Source organism: Kitasatospora sp. NBC_01287 (assembly GCF_026340565.1).
Lineage (GTDB): Bacteria > Actinomycetota > Actinomycetes > Streptomycetales > Streptomycetaceae > Kitasatospora.
Window position 1 is genome coordinate 6,274,962 of the sequence record NZ_JAPEPB010000001.1, and the last position, 16,472, is coordinate 6,291,433.

Genomic DNA, 16,472 nt, shown 5'->3' on the forward strand with positions numbered 1-16,472 from the left:
CGCCGCGCACTGGGCAGGCGCTCAACGGTGCGCTCGTCCCCGGCAGTCGGCGACGGCGCCGTGACCCACTGCCTCGATTGTCCGTTGACTCGGTGAGCGGCTGTGCTCCTCGCGGGCCGCCACGATACCCGGGACGGGGCAGCAGCATGTGGTGGAAGGTCGAGGGTGCCCCGGCCGGGCTGGACCGGCACATCGGCTCGGCGGTCGGGGTGCTACCCGGCGGGGTCGAGGCCACCGGCCAGTTCCCGGTCGCCGGCGTGGTGGCGGTCCGCGCGAGGTGCAACTGTGGCTGGCGTGCAGTAGTGGACTGCCCGGCCCTGCCGGACGGGCAGGTCCGGGCTGAGGAGATCTGGCGTACCGACCACATGCTGCCTCTGTGCGCACTGGGCGAGGAACCGGCCAGCGAGCGGATCGGGCGAGAACTCCTCGGTCAGTTCGGGGACTTCCTGCACAACCTGCCGTTCGCTGAGGTAACTCCCCTGGAGGGGCTGCGAGCTGCGGCCCGGGTTAGCCAGGTCGCGGGGCAGGCGATCCACGAGCTGCTGGCGGTGGCGCTGCGGCAGGGCTTGCCGCTTCAGCAGGTCGCGGACGCGCTCGGTATCGACCCCGAGGTGGTGCACGAGAGCACCGGCTACCCGCGGCACCACGAGCAAGGGTGACCGACCCCGCCGGTCCGGCCCGCCGGTCGCCGGCGCGCCCTTGGCCGTTGCTGGTGCCGACACCTTGTCTGGAAAACGACGTGCACGCCAGGCGTAACCTTGTCTATCTGCTGTCCACGGTGCGGAGTTGGCGATGGTCGTGTTCAAGGTCGGGTCGCGGGCGTCGGCGCTGGCGGTGAAGCAGGTCCGGCTCTTCCCGGCACCGATGCGCGAGAAGAACCCGAAGTGAGGTTCGTGCACCGGCCGCTGCTGGAGGGCGGCGACAAGGACCGCCGATCGGCGCTGGCGTCCGTGTCGCAGAGGTCGGGCGGGTCGGCGTTCTCCACCAACCAGGAGACGGCGCTACTGGCCGGTGACGTCGACCTCGTCGTCCACTCCCTGAAAGACCTGCCGACAGCCAACCCGCCTGGCCTCGTGCTGCTCGCCCCGCCGGCGCGGGAGGACGTCAGCGACGCGCTCTGCGGCAGCACACTCGCCGACCTACCCGAGGGGGCGACGGTCGGCACCGGAGCAGCGCGCAGGATCGCCCAGCTCCTCGCAGTGCGACCAGACCTGACGCCCGTTCCGATCCGGGGCAACGTGCCGCCGCGCCTGGCCAAGGCCAAGGCCAGGGGCGGCACCCTGGACGCGGTGCTGTTGGCCGCCGCAGGGCTGCGGCGGCTCGACCTGGACGACGCGATCAGCCAGTTGCTGCCGCTGGAGGCGTTCCCACCGTCCGCTGGGCAAGGCGCGCTCGGCATCCAGATCAGGGAGGAGCACACCGAGATCCGGGACCTGCTGGCCGGCACCGGCTGCGCTGACACCTGGGCGCAGGTGCGAGCCGAGCGGGCGATGCTCGCCGAGCTGCACGGTGGCTGCTCGGTGCCGGTAGGGGCCTGGGCCACCACGCCCGGCACCGGGGTGCTGACGCTGCTCGGGCAGGTGACCACGCTGGACGGCTCCCGGCAGATCACCGCGACGGTGACGGGCCCGGTAGGACAGCCGGAGCATCTGGGCCGCCGAGTGGCGGCGGAGCTGCTGGACCGCGGTGCGGAGGACATCCTGAGGCAGGTCAGGCCCTCGGTCGCCGTCGGCTGAATCGCAGCTCGGCAAACGGGTGAGCGCCGTTTTCCACAGGGCCGGGTTTTTCCACAGGCGGCAGTGGATTTCCCGTCGCTGCCGTGCGCTGAGTGCACAGTCCTGCCAGGTGCCGCCGCCGGGGCGGACCCAGCGGAAGGAACACGGTGAAGGCCATGGCGCGCAGTCGCACAGTCCGTCGAACGGGTCGGCCCCGACTCCGTCACCCAGTGCCGTCACCGATGCGGCGCTCGAGGACGCGCAGCGGTTGGGTTCCGGGCACAGCCAGGATCGTGGCCCGGCTGATCGGTGAGCTGCTCGGTGGCCTGCTGGGGCTGTGACCGTGAAGGCCGCGCGCTGCCGTCGTTCAGCAGTCAGACCTGATCAACGCGCTGACCGCAGGGCTACCGACCGAAGACGGTCCCGCCAAGCTGCCTGCGTCACCCTGAGTTCCGCAGCTGAGGTGTCGTTCTAGTCCACGAATATGTGGGTTGACCTGCGGATATGCGTGATCGCACGCCGGGGCGGCGTGTGTCTAGGCGGGGGTGTTGGTGCTGGTCAGGCGGGTGTGCCGGGTTCCAGGGTGATGATGCGCTTGGGCTCGGTGACGCCGAGCTTGGCGAGGATGGCGCGCTGGGCGGGGCTGGTCTCGGTGCGCTGGCGGAAGGTCCCGGCGGGGCCGGAGAAGGTGCCGACGTGGATGCGTTCGAGTTCCTCGCGCAGGTTCAGCCAGGTGTCGTCGCAGGTGGTCTCGGCGATGCGGATCAGCAGCAACGCCAGCCAGCAGAGCAGGACATGGGCGCGTATCCGGTCTTCCTTGCGGTGGTAGACGGGCCGCAGATCGATGATCGTCTTCATGTCGCGCCATCCGCGCTCGACTTCCAGCAACTGCTTGTAGCCGGTCGCGATGTCCTCGGCGGACAGGTGCGGGTCACTGCACCGCAGGAGGAACTTGCCGTCCAGGCGTTCCTCGGCCTTGATCGCGGCCTTGTCGATCCGCAGCAGCCCGCCGGGGGTGGTGCGAAGGAAGCGGTGCAGGCCGGGCTTGGTGGACAGCTTCCCGCGCAGTTCGGCGCGCTTGAGCGGCTTGAGCTTGTCGGAGCCCTTGATCGCCTCCTCGAGCTGGGCGAGCAGGTCGGCGCGGATCGCGGCGTCGCGCTTGGCCTGGTCGGGGTTGTGGCAGATCACGAACCGGTCGGCGGTGTCGGGGAGTTGGACCTGCTTGACCTGCATTTTGTCGGTGACGTGCGCGTAGCGTCCCTGGCGGGACAGGGCGGCCTGGGCGGCGGGCGAGCCGGAGCGGATCTTCTCGCCGAGGATGTAGTGGCCGCCGGCGCGCTGCAGGAAGCGGCGGTTGGCCTCGGAGGCGAAACCGCGGTCCGCGACCCACACGACCCGGGTCAGCTTCCACTCGCGCAGGTCTTCGCGGACCTGGCGGATCAGGGCCTGGTCGCCGGTGTTCCCCGGCCAGCTCCAGACGCGGATCGGGATGCCGGTGCGGGTGACGGCCATGCCGATGACGACCTGCGGCAGGTCCGGGCGGTGGTCCTTGCTCTTCCCGTACGCGCGGAACGACTTCTCGTTGCCCTCGTCTGCGCTTTCGTCCGACTCCGTTTCCTGGTCCAGGTGTTGGTCGAGGCGGCGGCCGTGGTCGTCGCGGGCGACGGGGGTGTCGGGTTCGCCGGTCTCGAAGTAGGTGCTGGTGGTGTCGAAGAACAGTAGGTCGACTTCGAGGTTGAGCAGGTCCGCGACCTGCCAGTAGACCTCTTCGGCGAGCTTGTCCTCGATCTTCAGGAGCCAGTCCATCGCCCGGTAGCAGGCGTCGTCGCTGGTGGAGGGCAGTCCGGGGATGTGGCTGTCGTGTTCGATCCAGCGGGTGGCGGCGAGTTTGGAGCTGGGGGCGAGCGCGCGGTTGGCGACCAGGGCGAACAGCACCCGCTCGGCGGCGGGGTCCAGGCGGCGGCCCTTCAGGAGCTTCTTCATGACGGTGTCGATGCCGATGCGGTGCCACAGGCCGTTCAGGGCGTGGGCGCCGCCCATCGGCCGCGACGCCAGGAACGTCAGGTCCGAGCCGGAGGTGGCCCGCAGGGCGGCGGCCGGGTCGAGGAGCTTGGCGAGCGAGGCGACCAGACGCTCGATGGCGGCGCGGTCCAGCTGGTCCTCTCGGCCGAAGCTGTGCAGCACCTGCGGGCGGGAGGTGCCTGTGGAGGCGTCCCACTCGTTGTGCGCCAGCTGGAGGTAGCGCACGGTCGAGCCGTCCTTGTTCTTCCGCGTGGTCGCCCGTACGTACATGGTTCCAGACCTTAACAGCATCACTGCAGGTCAACACGCAGTAGTCAGGCGAAACGTGTTACTAGTCGATTCTGGCTGTTCCACCAGGACGGAAGCACGTGACCTGCAACAACGCTCTCATCCGTGCCACGAACCCGCCATCAACTGCGGAACGCAGGGTCACCAGCGCCGGGGTAGCCGCGTTCCCGCTGCTGGGCAGCTATGTCCGTCCGTTGTCACTGTGCGGATGGAGAATCAGCGGATGGTCCTCGAACCGACGGCGGCTGGCGAGTCCGAGATCCTCGCCACTGCCTTACGCATGTACCTGTCTGAGACCCGCTTCGGCTTCAGCAGCCTGACCGGCGCGCAGGCAACCCGGCGCATCACCCTCACGGTAGCGGAGTGGGCGGTCGCGTCAGACTGGAGGCCCAGGGGGGAGGCGCCGATGCGCTATATCGACCCGCCGCGCGAGCGGCGCGGGGGCTGCCGCATCTCATGGGAGCCGCCCTGGTCCGCCTACCTGGATCTGCGCCTGGTTCGCAAGGACGGCCCGCCGGTCGCAGTGGAGATCGACCGCACGGACGACAGCACCGCAGTGGACAAGCTGCGCGATGAGGCCCTTCGTGGGCACCCGGCGCTGTGGATCCGCTGGCACGGAGGTCTGCGTGCCGAACTCCCGGCTGGTGTCGCTCGCTTGCACCTGCCGACACGGTCGAGCAGTCCTCCCGTCCGGTACTCCCTCACCCCGGTCACTGGCACAGCGGCGATTACCCTGGGCGCGGGCGTCACTCCCGAGGCTCGCGCGGACGCCCTGCACAGGGACCAACAGCGGATAGCGGAGGAGAAGCGCGCTGCCGCCCGCCCCCGGGATCCGGACCACATCAGGTACTAGGGAGTTGGCATGTTGCCCCGAAGGAACGAACCGGGGCCATGCGGCGAGCGTGTATCTGCACACTGACGCGGAGACCCCGGGAGGCAGACGGGCTTGCCTGTCGGCCCCTGCCCGGTTGGCGGGGCTGACCGGCCGGTGCCGATCAGCCCCTTGTAGCGGTCAGGACCGCCGGTTGCCCGGCCGGGTCTTGTGCTCGATCGTGCGCCGCGGTGCCGGGAGCGCCCGTGCGGGGACCACCGGGGCGGGCTGTGCCGCCCGGAGGGTGAAGCGGGTCTTCACCCGGTGCAGTTCACCGGCACGGCCCCGGTGCCGGAGCCGCCCCGGGCGCGGGGCCGCCTTCGTGGGCCGGGCTGGGCGCTGCTCCAGCCAGGGCCGCTCGTCGGCAGGCCGCTGCCGGCCTGTCCGGTTCGACGACCGCTGGTCTCGGGCCTGCCGGATCAGGTCGGCGAGGGCGCTCAGGGCGAACACGAGCACCTTCACGGTGACCTCGTCGGACAGCTGCTGCAGGAGATGGTGCACTTCAGGCCCCCAGTGTGGAGAGATTCCGCCCCGATGGCGGTGATTTGACGGCGTCCGGCCCGCAGCCGGCAGGTCGATGCGCCGCGGCGCATCGGTCGGGCGCCCAGGCCGGTCTTGGCCTGGGCACAAACGGGGGCGGGAGAGTCGCCTCTAACATCCGGCGGCCTGCGGTTTCCGCAGCCGGGAGTGGTCGGACATACTGGGGGTGCTCCTGTTCATGGGAATGGCGGTGAACAGGCCGGCCCGCAGCGCCTGAGAAACCTACGGGTGGCCAGAGTTGACTGAGGCCGGGGGCGGGAACCCCTGGCCTCAGCTCTTGGTCGAGGTGAAGGTGCCGTCCGGGTTGGGCCAGACAACCTCGATGCCGAGTCCGGCGCATAGGTCGCGCAGGTCGGACAAGGGATCGGCTGGCAGGAGCATCCCGAGATTGCCCGGTGCGCCTGGACGTCGACGCATGTCGAAGAGGTAGCCGATCGCGAAGCGGACGGCTTCCCGGGAGGCGGAGGACTTGACCTCGTACATGGTGCCGGTGGTGACGTCCACCAGGTCCGGTGCGACAGTGCTGGTGCCATCGGGGCTGGTCAGCTGGAGGCGTGTCGTGGTGTGGCCGAGGCTGTTGAGGTAGGCGGCGAAACCTGCGGTCAGGGCAGCCTCGCGCCGGGTTGTTGATTCCCGGGCGACGGTGGCGCTCGGGCGGCGCACGCGCTTGGCGGCGGCGTCTACGGATTCCAGTGGGAGAGGGCGGGGGCGGACGTCCGTCTTGGAGCTGGGCGCTGTGTCGGACAGCTCGCCCATGAGCTGGAGGCTCCCGGGCTGCGGGTGCAGCCGAAAGACGATCACTCGCCGGGACTGGCCGCGAATGTCGGGGGAGTCGACCAGGTAGTAGGGCTTAGTGTCGTCGATCTCGAAGCGGCCGATGTACCGGTAGTGATACTCGGCGGTCGCGCCGGCGAGCAGGGAGAGATTGGCCTCGAAGATGTGGACTGGGCGCCCGGTTTGCTTGTGCTCCAGGAGGGCCTTGTTGGACTGGGTGAACTGCTGGTCGCCTTCGTTGCCCTCGCCGAGCAGGTGCAGGACGCCTTCGCCGTCCTGCCCGTTGACGAGCAGGTTGGGGTCGAAGTTGTTGTCGCGCCGGGGGTTGAGGAAGGCGAAGATGCCGTTGTTCCTGGTGGGTGAGATCGCGCCCTGTCGTCGTCCGCCGAAGATCTCGTGGATCTGCTTGCGGGTCAGCTCGGCGCCAGGCTCCAGGCTGTTCGTCGTCATCGTCACCTCCATGGTGTGAACCTATCCTATTTCTCGTTTAGCGGCAACAAGAGCTAAAACTGGCTCCTCTTGGACCTACCTGGCTGATCTGGGAGTGGTGAGAACGCCAGTGAGGCAGTACTTATTCCCGGTGGCCAGCTCATGACCTGCATCACATGGGATTGGTATCCGATCGCCTTGGGGGCCTCGCGCGCCCGTAGGGGATCATGGGTGGTGGCGCGGGGGCGCACCACGAAGGACCAGCGCCCATGCCTCGCCCGACCAAGGCTCAGCGCGCCGCCATCGCCCGGCGGCGAGCCGACGCCGTCGAACTGCGCCTCGCGGGCGCCGACCCGCTTGCCGTCGGCCGCAAGCTGGCCGCTGACCCGACTGTCAACACCGACCGGGTCGCGTACCCGTGCGGGTACGGCCACGAGCTGTACTCCAGGGGCCGCCCCAGCCCGGATGACGAGACCCTTGTCCGCTCGGTGAACCGGGATGTGGCGCAGGCCCTGGAGTACCGGATCACCGCGTCGCAGGATGACATCGAGGAGCTGCGGGCACTTCACGAGGCACGCCTCGATCGGCTGTTCATGGTGGCGTACCGCAAGGCGGTGCGCGATGGCGAGCTGCCGGCGATCGACCGCGCCCTGCGCATCATGGAGCGCCAGGACAGGCTGAGGGGAATCAGCCTGCCGCCGCGCGTGGAGATCACCGGCCAGGACGGCGGGCCGATCGAGGTTGACACCACCGCCGACGAGCTGGCGGCGCTGATCGCGATCACCGACCCGGCTGGCGCCGGAGGCCGGGAGTGAGCGGGCAGGCGGGCTTGGTCGAGCAGTACCGGCAGCTGCCCGCTGACCGGCGCCGGGAGATCGCCGAGCGGGCGTCGCCGAAACTGCGGAACCAACTCGCCGAGGCGGAGCGGGACATCGCGATGCGGCATTCGCCCGGATCGCTGGCCGCGCTGCTCACCGATGGCCGGGAGATGCAGGCCGCCCATCTGGACCTGATTGACCAGGCGTTCCGCAGGATCGCGGCAGGAGAAACGATCCGTCTGCTGCTGACGATGCCGCCGCGGCACGGCAAGAGCCGGCGGGCAGCGCGGTGGGCGCCGCTGTGGTACCTGCTCCAGCGCCCGGACCACCGGGTGATGATCGCCTCCTACTCCTCCGATCTGGCCGACGACCACGGCCGGTGGATCAGGGACGCCATCACCACGTGGGGCGAACAGCTCGGCCTGCACCTCCACCCGGGCAGCAAGGCCGCGAACCGGTTCGACATCTTGTCGAGGGAGGGGGGCCTGTTCGCGGCCGGTGTCGGCGGTGGCCTCACCGGTAAAGGGGCTCATCTCGCGATCATCGACGATCCGATCAAGGACGCTGCGGACGCCCAATCACCCACGATGAGGCGCCGGTTGTGGGAATGGTGGCAGGCCGTCCTCCTGACCCGCATTGAGCCGGGCGGCAGCGTCATCGTCATCCAAACGCGCTGGGACGAAGACGATCTCGCTGGCCGCATCCTTGCCGGGGAGACAGCCTCCGACTGGATCATCATCGACCTGCCGGCCATCGCCGACAGCGAGAACGACGCGCTCGGCCGGAAGGTCGGCGAGCCGCTGTGGCCTGCCCGCTACGGCCGCAAGGCCCTTGCGGCGATCCGCCGTTCGGTCGGGGAGCGGGTGTGGTGGAGCCTGTTCCAGCAGAAGCCGAGGCCGCAGGAAGGCGGGGTGTGGAAGCGCGACTGGATCGACACCGCCCGGGTCACGCCGGTGCAGTTCGGCGGCCTGGAGATGGCCAGGATCGTCGTCGCGGTGGATCCGTCGGGCGGTGATTCCGAGGTCAACGACGAGACCGGGATCGTTGGCTTGGCCGCAGGGTTCGACGAGCACCTGTACGTCCTCGCTGACGAGTCCGGCACCCTCGGCCCCAACGAATGGGGCCTGCGGGCGTGCCAACTCGCCCTCGATCTGCAGGCCGACGCCATCGTGGTGGAGAGCAACTACGGCGGGGCGATGGCCAAGCAGATCGTTCGGCAGGCGTGGGAGCAGCTGGCGCGGGAGGGCAAGACTCGCGGCGTGCTGATGCCGATGCTGTTGGAGGTGACCGCGAAGGTCGGCAAGCGGTTGCGGGCCGAGCCGGTGGCGCAGCTGTACGAGCAGGGTCGCGTCCACCACGTCGGGCACTTCGCCGAGTTGGAGGGGCAGATGGTCACGTGGGTGGCGACGATGGACAGCCCGGACCGGATGGATGCCGCGGTGCACGGGCTGACCGAACTCGCGGACCCGGACCAGCTGGCCGCGCTGGCGGGCGGGACGCTGGACGGCCGGCTCGCTGGCCGCCGTTAGGTCGCCGGGGCCTTCAGGTCCGGAGACGGCTGGCCCCCGCGGCGGGCGGTATGTGGCGGTCAGGCATTCTGGGGCTGGTACTCCTCAGAGAGAACTTCCGCGATCCGCCGGGCCCTACGACCGACCGACTCCGGCAGCCACCCGAAGTTACTCTCCGGGTCGTCATCCGAGTGGGCGTAGCGAAGCCCGTAGAGCACCGCCTCGACGTCGCCGTAGAAATCGGGAGCAGTCGGATCCGGCTCCTGATCAACGAGGCGGGCAACGGCGCTCATTGGAGTTCGGGGGCCGGGACGGCCGAGCAAGCCGTCCAGGTATTCCCGGGCCCCTGGCGAGTCGACGGTCCGCTGCTTCTGATACGTCAGTTGCAGGTAGGAGCGGACATCGGACTCCGGAGTGCCGGTCTCCAGCATGTAGGCGGCGTGCACATTGGCTGCGAGGTTCAGCTGGTCCGCCGCATCGCCGAGCCGGTAGGCCGGCATCCGGCGCCAATCATGCGACTCCGTCCGACTGTTCGAGGCCACTTCGTGCAGGCTCTGCAGGACTTCCATCAAGGTGTGGAGCAGCATCAGCCGGATCGGCTCGGGCGTCGTTCGCGGTTCTCTCATGCCCAGACGATCGCGCACCGTAGAGCCTCTGTGCCCTGCACGATGCCGTTAGGGCACGGGAAGGTCACCTGTGTGGAGCAGCCCAGTGGGTGGGTGCTGTCGGCTTGTGTCAGGCTGGTCGGCTGCAATGGCACGGCCCAAAGGACTGCCTGCCCGCTGCCCTGGTGTCCGCCTGCTGGTCGCTGCACAGCTCGGTCCGGTGCGCGGGGCGGGCACCCAGCCCACCTGTGGCACATGCGCTGGCCACGTGCTGGGATCATAAGAGATGGACTTTGCTCGCTGTCCTTTGATGGCAAAGCTAGTTGTGTGCAGTCTGTTGACCTGGGCCAACTACGTTGGATGTCAACCAGTGCTCGATCTGGGAGCTGACATCAGTTCTCGCCTCCGCCGCCCTCTACCGCGCCGTGGTCTGCCCACCCGTCCGAGCCTCGGCAGCCGCTGATGCTGACCGACACGGGGCTGTCGAACTGACGTCAGAGTCGAGCCCCCGCTTCAGCACCTGGTCAGCCTGCTACCGAGGTAAGGCCCGGTGGTTGGGAGGGCATTTCACGCGTCGACTTTTGCCTCTTCATCCGCACTGGTTTCGTCCTCGATCAGCCCGTACGGTGGACGGTCCTCGTTGCGGCTGTAGCGCACCACCACGCTGCTTTCCGCCAGCGGTGGCGGGCTGTTGTCGGCGACGATGAGCTGCGCTCGGCTACCGCGCTCTGCGAGCCAGAGGGAGAGGTGGTGGTAGAAGTCGTCGATGGCGACGGCGTCCGCGATCACGGCATCAAGGGTGCCGCCGTGGCCGAGGTTCTTCTGGGGGCTGTCGATCATGAGGAATCCCGGGTGTGCTGCCCCTGCTTCGACGGCGATTTCGAAGACGGCCAGCTGCCAGGCCAGGGTGAGCAGGGTGCGGGCGCCGGAGGAGGCTTCCTGGTACGGCTCACCGCGTACGAAGGGGGTGAGGTCGGTCTTGATGAAGGGCATACTGACCTTGGGGTAGCGCCAGGCTCGCAGGAGCTCGCCGTATCGGCCGCTGATCTTGGCGATGACCCGATCGCGGTCGAGGGAGGCATCTCCGAGTCGTGCGAGCTCCTCGCGGAGACGGGCGATCTGGATCTCGTGGCGCTCCACGACGTCGGCCCGTTTGGCAAGTCCTTCGCGGAGTTTGATCACGCTCTCGGCCTGTTCGAGTTGGCGCAGGACCTGTTCGCGCCTTCGGTGGAGGTCGTCGCGGGCGGCGAGGAACGGTGAGACGGAGGGCGACGTCGCGGTGTCCAGCGCGGAGGCGGCTTCCTCTTCCCGGACGGAAGCCTCTTCCGCCCGGAGTTTGAGTGCGGCGAGCGAGGCGCCGAGCTCATCGATGTAGGTGGTGATCTCCTTGAGGCGGGCCTTGGTGGACCGGGTCTCGGCCGCGACGTCCACCCGATTGTCCCCGGCCTGGCTGCCAGCGTCGGCAGCACCCAGGACCAAAGTCCCTTCCGCTGCTGTCAGTTCGTGGCGGCAGAGACTGCAGCGTCCGTTGTCGGCGTTGGGGGGAGTCGACAGCCGGTTCAGGCAGGCGGGGCAGGTGGTGACGCGCAGGGGGTCGAAAATCTGCTGTGCCTCGCCGAGCATGCCGAGCTTGAGGAGATCGTCGGCGTACTGTGCGCGGAGTGGCATCAGCCGCTGGATCTGTGTCTCGCAGTCTCGCAGGACCGCTGCCGCCCGGCAAGAAGCCTGGGCCGCCTCTTTGTGCTGGTGGCGCAGCTGGGCCGCGAATTTCGTTCCTGCCTGCGCCCGGCGGTCCAACTCCGTGAGCTGGCTCGTGATGTCAGCCAGCTCCTGTTCGTGGACGGCAAGTGTGGGTTCACCGTCCAGTGCGGTGGGAGTCTGCTCCACGACGAAGGCACGGGCTGACTCGAGTTCGGCTTTGGCGCGGTTGAGTCGGCCGCTGAGTTCCTGAATGCGCTGGCCGAGTTCGACGGCGCGGTCGTCGTGGACTCCGAAGGCGACGTCGACGACTTGCCGCAGTTTGTGCTTGCGCATGTAATCGTTTTCGAACAGGAAGTTCTTGTCCGCGACGCGTTCGTTGGGCAGAAAGGCGAGCCACATCAAGTCGCGGAAGCTGAGTGGGTCCGTTCGGGATTCGCTGTTGGTGGGCGCTTCGCGCAGTTGGACGCCTTCGAGCTTGCAGTGACTCAGGAGAAGGGAAGACAGGCTTTCCGGTGCCCCGGGCGGGTCGATGGGCCTTCTCTCGGCCCTGGACGTGGGCCTACCGTCGAGCGTTCCGCGGCGCACGAAGGCGACCTTCGAGGGCTCTCCGACCGAACGCTCGATCACGTACGGCTCGCCCGAGAGCTCGACCTCCAGGAGGCATGAACGGACCCTTCGCAGCACCTCTTGGTGGCGGGGGTGCCGTTTCGAGCCGAGCCCGTAGGCGATGAACTCCAGGACTGCTGTTTTGCCGGAGCTAAATGCCCCGGCGATGACGGAGAGGTTCCGTACCCGCTGTTCAGCGGTGAAATCCACGTCGTACGACCGCTCCATGCCGACCAGGCGCAGATGGCGGATCCGGATGCCGGGAAGCGGTTCCATGGCGATCATCCCTCCCAGGACGTTTCCAGCAATGGGCCTGGCCCCAGGACGCTCATGAGGGCTGCCGCGGGTCCTCCGGGTCCGTCCGGTCTGAGCCACTGTGCGGTCTGGTCGCGCAGCCTTTTGTCGCTGAGTTTGCGGAGTTGGCGGATGACGATGTCGGCGGCGGTAGCAAAGGACGTGGCGTAGGTGGCGGTGAACTGCCTGCCGAGGTGCTGACCGGCCTCTGTGATCGAATAGGTGAGGGAGCCGGTGCGGTTTCGGACCTGGCAGCACCCATAGGCCACTAGGAGCGCCAAGTCGTGCTGGATCCGCTCTCGCCGGCTCGTGAATCGCTGTGAAGAGGACGCGTAGGAAAGGACCTGAGGGTCGAACCCAGCCAGCCGGAGGAGGCTCGCGTCCCGGCCCTCGGAGGGGACTACGAGAAAAGGGTTCGCGGACAGGAAGTCGTAATACCCGATGCGTTCCAGGGTCGCCCCGTTCGCGTCCTGCGCGGCGACGGCGTCAAGGAGCAACAGCAGTTGAGCGAGACGGAAAGGTACCTCGTCCTCGGGCATCACAACCGGCCGGTCTGCTTGCACGGCATGCTCCTCATCAGTGGTCGAGCGGTACAGACGGACGCGGAACCTCAGTCGTCGGCATGACCGCTGGCGATCTGCCGCCAGTGCGTGACCCACCCGGCCCGCCGGTTGTCGACCAGCCGGTGAACCAGACCCCAGCTGTGCGTCAGCTCCAGACGCAGCACCTTGGGTAGTCTGTCGTGTTCGCCGCGCACCTCGCGCCATACCCGGCCGTGCAGAGCAGCGAGGGTGCCCTCGGCCGAACACTCGTTGAACTGCATCTCCCACACCCCGTGAAGGGTGGCGTCAGCAGAACTCAGTGCGGCAACCTCAGCTGGCACGCCCTTGTGCGCGACTTCGCGCGCCACTAGGTCGGCGTTGAAGAACTGTCGTTTCGCCGAGTCCAGTTCGACGTGGCCCGCTTCGGTCATCTGGCGCACGAACAGAGCCGAGTCGAGCGCCGCCGCCTTGTCCTCCTCCACGTCCAGTACGAGGCGTATCTGCTCCTGAGCGGGGGCGGCGGGCGCCGTGAAGGGTTCGAAGTAAGCGCGGCGTACCTGGTCACCTTCGGGGCTCAGCAGCTTCTTCACTAGCTTGGTCTCGTCCCACAGCTCGATAACGAGGCCATGCGCCTTCTCCTGCCGCTTCTTCCAGCCATCCCACCAATGGGCTGCCGGCCCGTCCATGCTGGAAGGGATGCACAGGATCCAGAGCGTGATGGTGTGACCGTTGGCCGCCGCGGCTTTTAGCCCGTTCGCGAGGGACTCACGAATCTGCTGAGACTGGCTGGTTGTGGTCTTCGGCATGAAGTACTTGGACTGCCAGACCGTGATGGCGCCCCCGAGGTCACCGGCGAAAGCGTCGATTCCCCAGTCGCCCGGATTCGCGGCGATCATCCGGACGTTCGGGTTGGTAGCACTCGCGAGCTGCGCGAGCATCTTCTCGAAGTCGGCCCGCGCCCCGTCCGCGCTTCCGGTCCGCAGTTCGTGCACTCCGAAATGGATGGGCGGAACACCAGCTGCCACCGGCATGGAGTTGTCCAACCTGCACCCCCGCATCCCGCAGGCAAACCGAGCGAACCGCGTTCAGCGGGCTGTTTACCCTGCGCCACACACAGTAACGACCGTCAGCGTACGCGTCACAGTGCCACTCGATCAAGATGCTTGCGGTTGGCAGTATCCCGGCAGTGGCACGGTGGATCGGGCTGGCATGCAGAGACCGTGGCAGTCCACTCGCCCCGTTGGCGTGGGCGAAGATTTCCGCAGCGATGGACCTGGCCGTCTCCTCGGGTGCGCGTTCCAGGCCGAGACCGATGGGCGACGCAATGCGACTAGGAGGTCCGCTGATCTCGGCCGTGTCCACAGCGACATGATCCGCGGCCCGGGGCCAGGAGGTCACCGACGTGCTGTACGTGGTGGAGTGGGGCAAACTCGCGAACGAGAGGCGGGCGGAGCTGGGCGAGTACGCGTTCGCTGGTGGCTGCCGGATGAGCCCCTGACCCGATCCGGCAACGCCCACCCTCACGCCGCGTCGTAACCTCGCTCGCAGTCGTCGCGCCAGGTGTGCCCAGGCGGGATCTCCTCCGACTCGACCAGTCCCGCTGCGTACGCATCGGCGTAGTTCGCCCTAGCCCGCTCGCTGGGTCGCCCGCTGATCCTCATCAGGTGGCCCTTCACCGGGTGAGCGGAACGCGGCTGGCCTTGCTGGCCGTCGGGTTCGGACTCGGGGTCGGAGCCGGGGGACGGCGCGTCGAACTCCTCGTCATCGTCGTCGTGCTGGCCGCCGGCGTGCAGCAGCAGGCCTGCTGTTATGACGGTCACCACGGTCACCGCGCCGGCGATGACCTTCTGGTGCTTCTTGACGAAGCCCCTCACGGCTGCGGTGGCTGACCTGGGATGGTCGTCTTCGGTGGTCTCGATATCGGTCACGCGCACAGGGATACCGGACTCGCGGCTCAGCTGTCAGGCAATCGGCCGATATCGTCCGGTCAGCTCCGGCGGCCTGCCCGTGGTGAGAGGCGGAGATCCGGCGTTGCGGCGCGGGTGCTGCCGCGGACGGCCCTCTGCCGGGCGTCTACGCTGTTGTGCGGCGCGGGGGCCCGGTTGTCTGGGAGGGCAGCGCATGTGGGCCTGCGCGAGTTGATCATTGATGCCTGGTCGTGGCTGAATATACAAGCCCATCATGTCCCAACCGGTTCGATCCAGGGTTGGCCCGATGGTGACCTGACTCGCCGGCATGGACTCCCCGGACCGGATGGACGCCGCGTTGCATGGCCTGACCGAACTGGGTGACCCCGACCAGGTGTCCATCCTGGCCGGGAGCCTGGATGACGGTCGCCTCGACGGGAGGCGCTGATCTGCATCCGTGCAAGTGTGCCCGTAGGTAGCCCTGGAGCTACCTACGGGCACACCCGGAATTCTGCACTGAGGGCAGCTGCAGTCGGGGGCTCCGAGGCAGAGCCTAGATTATGACGTTGTGTCAGCTTCGTCCTCGGTGCGGAGAACTGCGAAGTCGCTGTGCAGATAGACGTCGCTGCGTCCCTGGTGCCGCCTAATCAAGGTGCCGGCACTGAGCGACTGCCTGAGCCACTGGTCCTCACCACGCCATCCGAGCTTGGCAAGGAGGGGGGACAACGCTTCCCTGGACAGGCCAGCTGCGCCTGCCTCACGTAGGGCATCGAGGATCTGGCCCTGGGCACGCTGCTGAGACAGCTGGCTGGCGTTCGGCATGTCCCGTACGCGGACTGCGGCCTCACCCAGTTCTATCCCATTCTTGGCTGCCCAACCTGCGATGTAGTCCTCGGCGGCGCCCTCGTCCGTGGTGCCCAGCACGTAGCCCAAGCATTCCACGAGGGCATCGTCTCGCATGGCGCTGCGTTCGTGCTCTATGTCATGGCCGTTGATGCTGCCGCCGAACTCGGCGGCAGCATGTGACTCTCGGTGCGCGTCTACGCGGAGTTGCACGGCTTGCTTGGTGATCGCCTCGGCGACGTCGGAGGGAGAAGCGAAGGTCTCGGTCATGGCGTTGACCGTACTGGAGCCGCTGTCATCCCTGATGGCCTGCCGGATGGGGCTGCCACTCCGATGGTGGGGCGGTTCGGGTGGGCGAGGACGGAGTTGAACCGTCACAGCAGAAGCGGGGGTGTTACAGACCCTTGGGCCCTCCAGTGCCCAGCTCGCCCTTGGCGGAGGAAGTGGGGGTCGAACCCACACGGGTGCTCGCGCACCCCAACGGTTTTCGGGACCGAGGCCGGCGCCACCTGTCGGCTGGCTCCTCCAGTGAACTGCGGGTGTTGCGCGGAGAGTGCGCGGATCGAACGCGCGCGGGTGTGACCCCGACTACGGCTTAGCAAGCCGCTGCCTTACCACTCGGCCAACTCTCCTGGTGCTGCGCTGCCGGACGAGGATTCGAACCCCGAGTCTCCTGATTCAGAGTCAGGCGTGCTGCCAGTTGCACCATCCGGCACTGCTGAGCGGCATGAAGAAGGGCCACCCGGACGGGGAAATCCCCCCCGTGGGCGGCCCGGCGCTTCAGCCGTTCTACCGTCCAGTGGGATATCCCTGGCTCTGCTGGGAGCTTGAGGAACGCTGATAGGACTGGCTGCTGCTCATCGTGCGTTCCTCTCTGCGGTGGTGCGGGCTGATGTGGCAACTCTGCGGCATGGCGGCCCGCTGGACAACCGAATATCTGAAGGACTTCCGAGGGAGGTAGGTCACGAGCGAACCTCCTGCGATAGGGGTAACCCAGCTCCGCGTTCGA

At 68.0% G+C, this 16,472-nt stretch carries 14 protein-coding genes, 4 tRNA genes and 1 pseudogene; 5 read left to right on the top strand and 14 right to left on the bottom strand.

Going from position 1 to position 16,472, the window contains the following annotated elements:
- The first annotated feature begins 146 nt into the window (after positions 1-146).
- Positions 147-659 (top strand): hypothetical protein, encoded by a 513-nt coding sequence (locus OG455_RS27210; RefSeq protein WP_266298060.1) that lies wholly within the window; start codon positions 147-149, stop codon positions 657-659.
- Positions 660-884: 225 nt separating this feature from the next.
- A complete protein-coding gene (gene hemC, locus OG455_RS27215; protein WP_266298062.1) occupies positions 885-1,736 on the top strand; it encodes a hydroxymethylbilane synthase in 852 nt (283 codons plus the stop codon).
- A gap of 537 nt (positions 1,737-2,273) precedes the next feature.
- On the opposite strand, the gene OG455_RS27220 is transcribed toward hemC, so the two are convergent.
- Positions 2,274-4,007: an IS1634 family transposase gene (locus OG455_RS27220; protein WP_266298064.1), complete on the bottom strand. Its 1,734-nt coding sequence runs from the start codon at positions 4,005-4,007 to the stop codon at positions 2,274-2,276.
- 241 nt (positions 4,008-4,248) lie between these two features.
- On the opposite strand from OG455_RS27220, the gene OG455_RS27225 reads away from it, so the two are divergent.
- Positions 4,249-4,878, top strand: coding sequence for a hypothetical protein (locus tag OG455_RS27225; RefSeq protein WP_266298066.1), 630 nt, complete (start codon positions 4,249-4,251; stop codon positions 4,876-4,878).
- Between the two features lie 159 nt (positions 4,879-5,037).
- On the opposite strand, the gene OG455_RS27230 is transcribed toward OG455_RS27225, so the two are convergent.
- Together OG455_RS27230 and OG455_RS27235 are read right to left on the bottom strand one after the other, a co-directional pair.
- The gene (locus tag OG455_RS27230; protein WP_266298068.1) at positions 5,038-5,397 is read right to left on the bottom strand and encodes a hypothetical protein; all 360 of its coding nucleotides are present in this window, start codon (positions 5,395-5,397) and stop codon (positions 5,038-5,040) included.
- 309 nt (positions 5,398-5,706) lie between these two features.
- On the bottom strand, positions 5,707-6,660 hold the full coding sequence (locus OG455_RS27235; RefSeq protein ID WP_266298070.1) for a hypothetical protein: 954 nt from the start codon (positions 6,658-6,660) through the stop codon (positions 5,707-5,709).
- A gap of 248 nt (positions 6,661-6,908) precedes the next feature.
- Here OG455_RS27235 and OG455_RS27240 point away from each other — a divergent pair, with 248 nt between their 5' ends.
- Together OG455_RS27240 and OG455_RS27245 are read left to right on the top strand one after the other, a co-directional pair.
- Positions 6,909-7,454, top strand: coding sequence for a hypothetical protein (locus OG455_RS27240; protein WP_266298072.1), 546 nt, complete (start codon positions 6,909-6,911; stop codon positions 7,452-7,454).
- Positions 7,455-7,468: 14 nt separating this feature from the next.
- Complete coding sequence (locus OG455_RS27245; RefSeq protein ID WP_266298074.1) at positions 7,469-8,986, top strand: terminase family protein; 1,518 nt, start codon at positions 7,469-7,471, stop codon at positions 8,984-8,986.
- A 59-nt stretch (positions 8,987-9,045) separates the two neighbouring features.
- Here the strand turns inward: OG455_RS27245 and OG455_RS27250 are convergent, their stop codons facing one another.
- From OG455_RS27250 to OG455_RS27300, 11 genes and pseudogenes are all read right to left on the bottom strand, one after another.
- Positions 9,046-9,609 carry a hypothetical protein gene (locus tag OG455_RS27250; RefSeq protein ID WP_266298076.1) on the bottom strand — a complete coding sequence of 188 codons (564 nt, stop codon included), beginning with the start codon at positions 9,607-9,609 and terminating at the stop codon, positions 9,046-9,048.
- Positions 9,610-10,137: 528 nt separating this feature from the next.
- Positions 10,138-12,162: a DNA recombination protein RecN gene (locus OG455_RS27255; RefSeq protein ID WP_266298078.1), complete on the bottom strand. Its 2,025-nt coding sequence runs from the start codon at positions 12,160-12,162 to the stop codon at positions 10,138-10,140.
- Complete coding sequence (locus OG455_RS27260; protein ID WP_266298079.1) at positions 12,159-12,734, bottom strand: ABC-three component system middle component 2; 576 nt, start codon at positions 12,732-12,734, stop codon at positions 12,159-12,161. Before OG455_RS27260 ends, OG455_RS27255 begins: the two co-directional genes overlap by 4 nt.
- A 47-nt stretch (positions 12,735-12,781) precedes the next feature.
- Positions 12,782-13,705: a serine/threonine protein kinase gene (locus OG455_RS27265; RefSeq protein ID WP_266298081.1), complete on the bottom strand. Its 924-nt coding sequence runs from the start codon at positions 13,703-13,705 to the stop codon at positions 12,782-12,784.
- 199 nt (positions 13,706-13,904) lie between these two features.
- Positions 13,905-14,045 (bottom strand): annotated as a pseudogene (locus OG455_RS27270) (xanthine dehydrogenase); the annotation flags it as partial.
- A gap of 188 nt (positions 14,046-14,233) precedes the next feature.
- Entirely contained in the window at positions 14,234-14,647 is a 414-nt protein-coding gene (locus OG455_RS27275) for a hypothetical protein (protein ID WP_266298083.1), read from the bottom strand.
- A gap of 531 nt (positions 14,648-15,178) precedes the next feature.
- A complete protein-coding gene (locus OG455_RS27280) occupies positions 15,179-15,733 on the bottom strand; it encodes a hypothetical protein (RefSeq protein ID WP_266298085.1) in 555 nt (184 codons plus the stop codon).
- Positions 15,734-15,814: 81 nt separating this feature from the next.
- Positions 15,815-15,894, bottom strand: a tRNA-Tyr gene (locus OG455_RS27285).
- 1 nt (position 15,895) lies between these two features.
- A tRNA-Ser gene (locus tag OG455_RS27290) sits at positions 15,896-15,990 on the bottom strand.
- A 20-nt stretch (positions 15,991-16,010) separates the two neighbouring features.
- Positions 16,011-16,095: transfer RNA gene (locus tag OG455_RS27295), tRNA-Ser, on the bottom strand.
- A gap of 10 nt (positions 16,096-16,105) precedes the next feature.
- Positions 16,106-16,178, bottom strand: a tRNA-Gln gene (locus tag OG455_RS27300).
- Positions 16,179-16,472 lie beyond the last annotated feature (294 nt).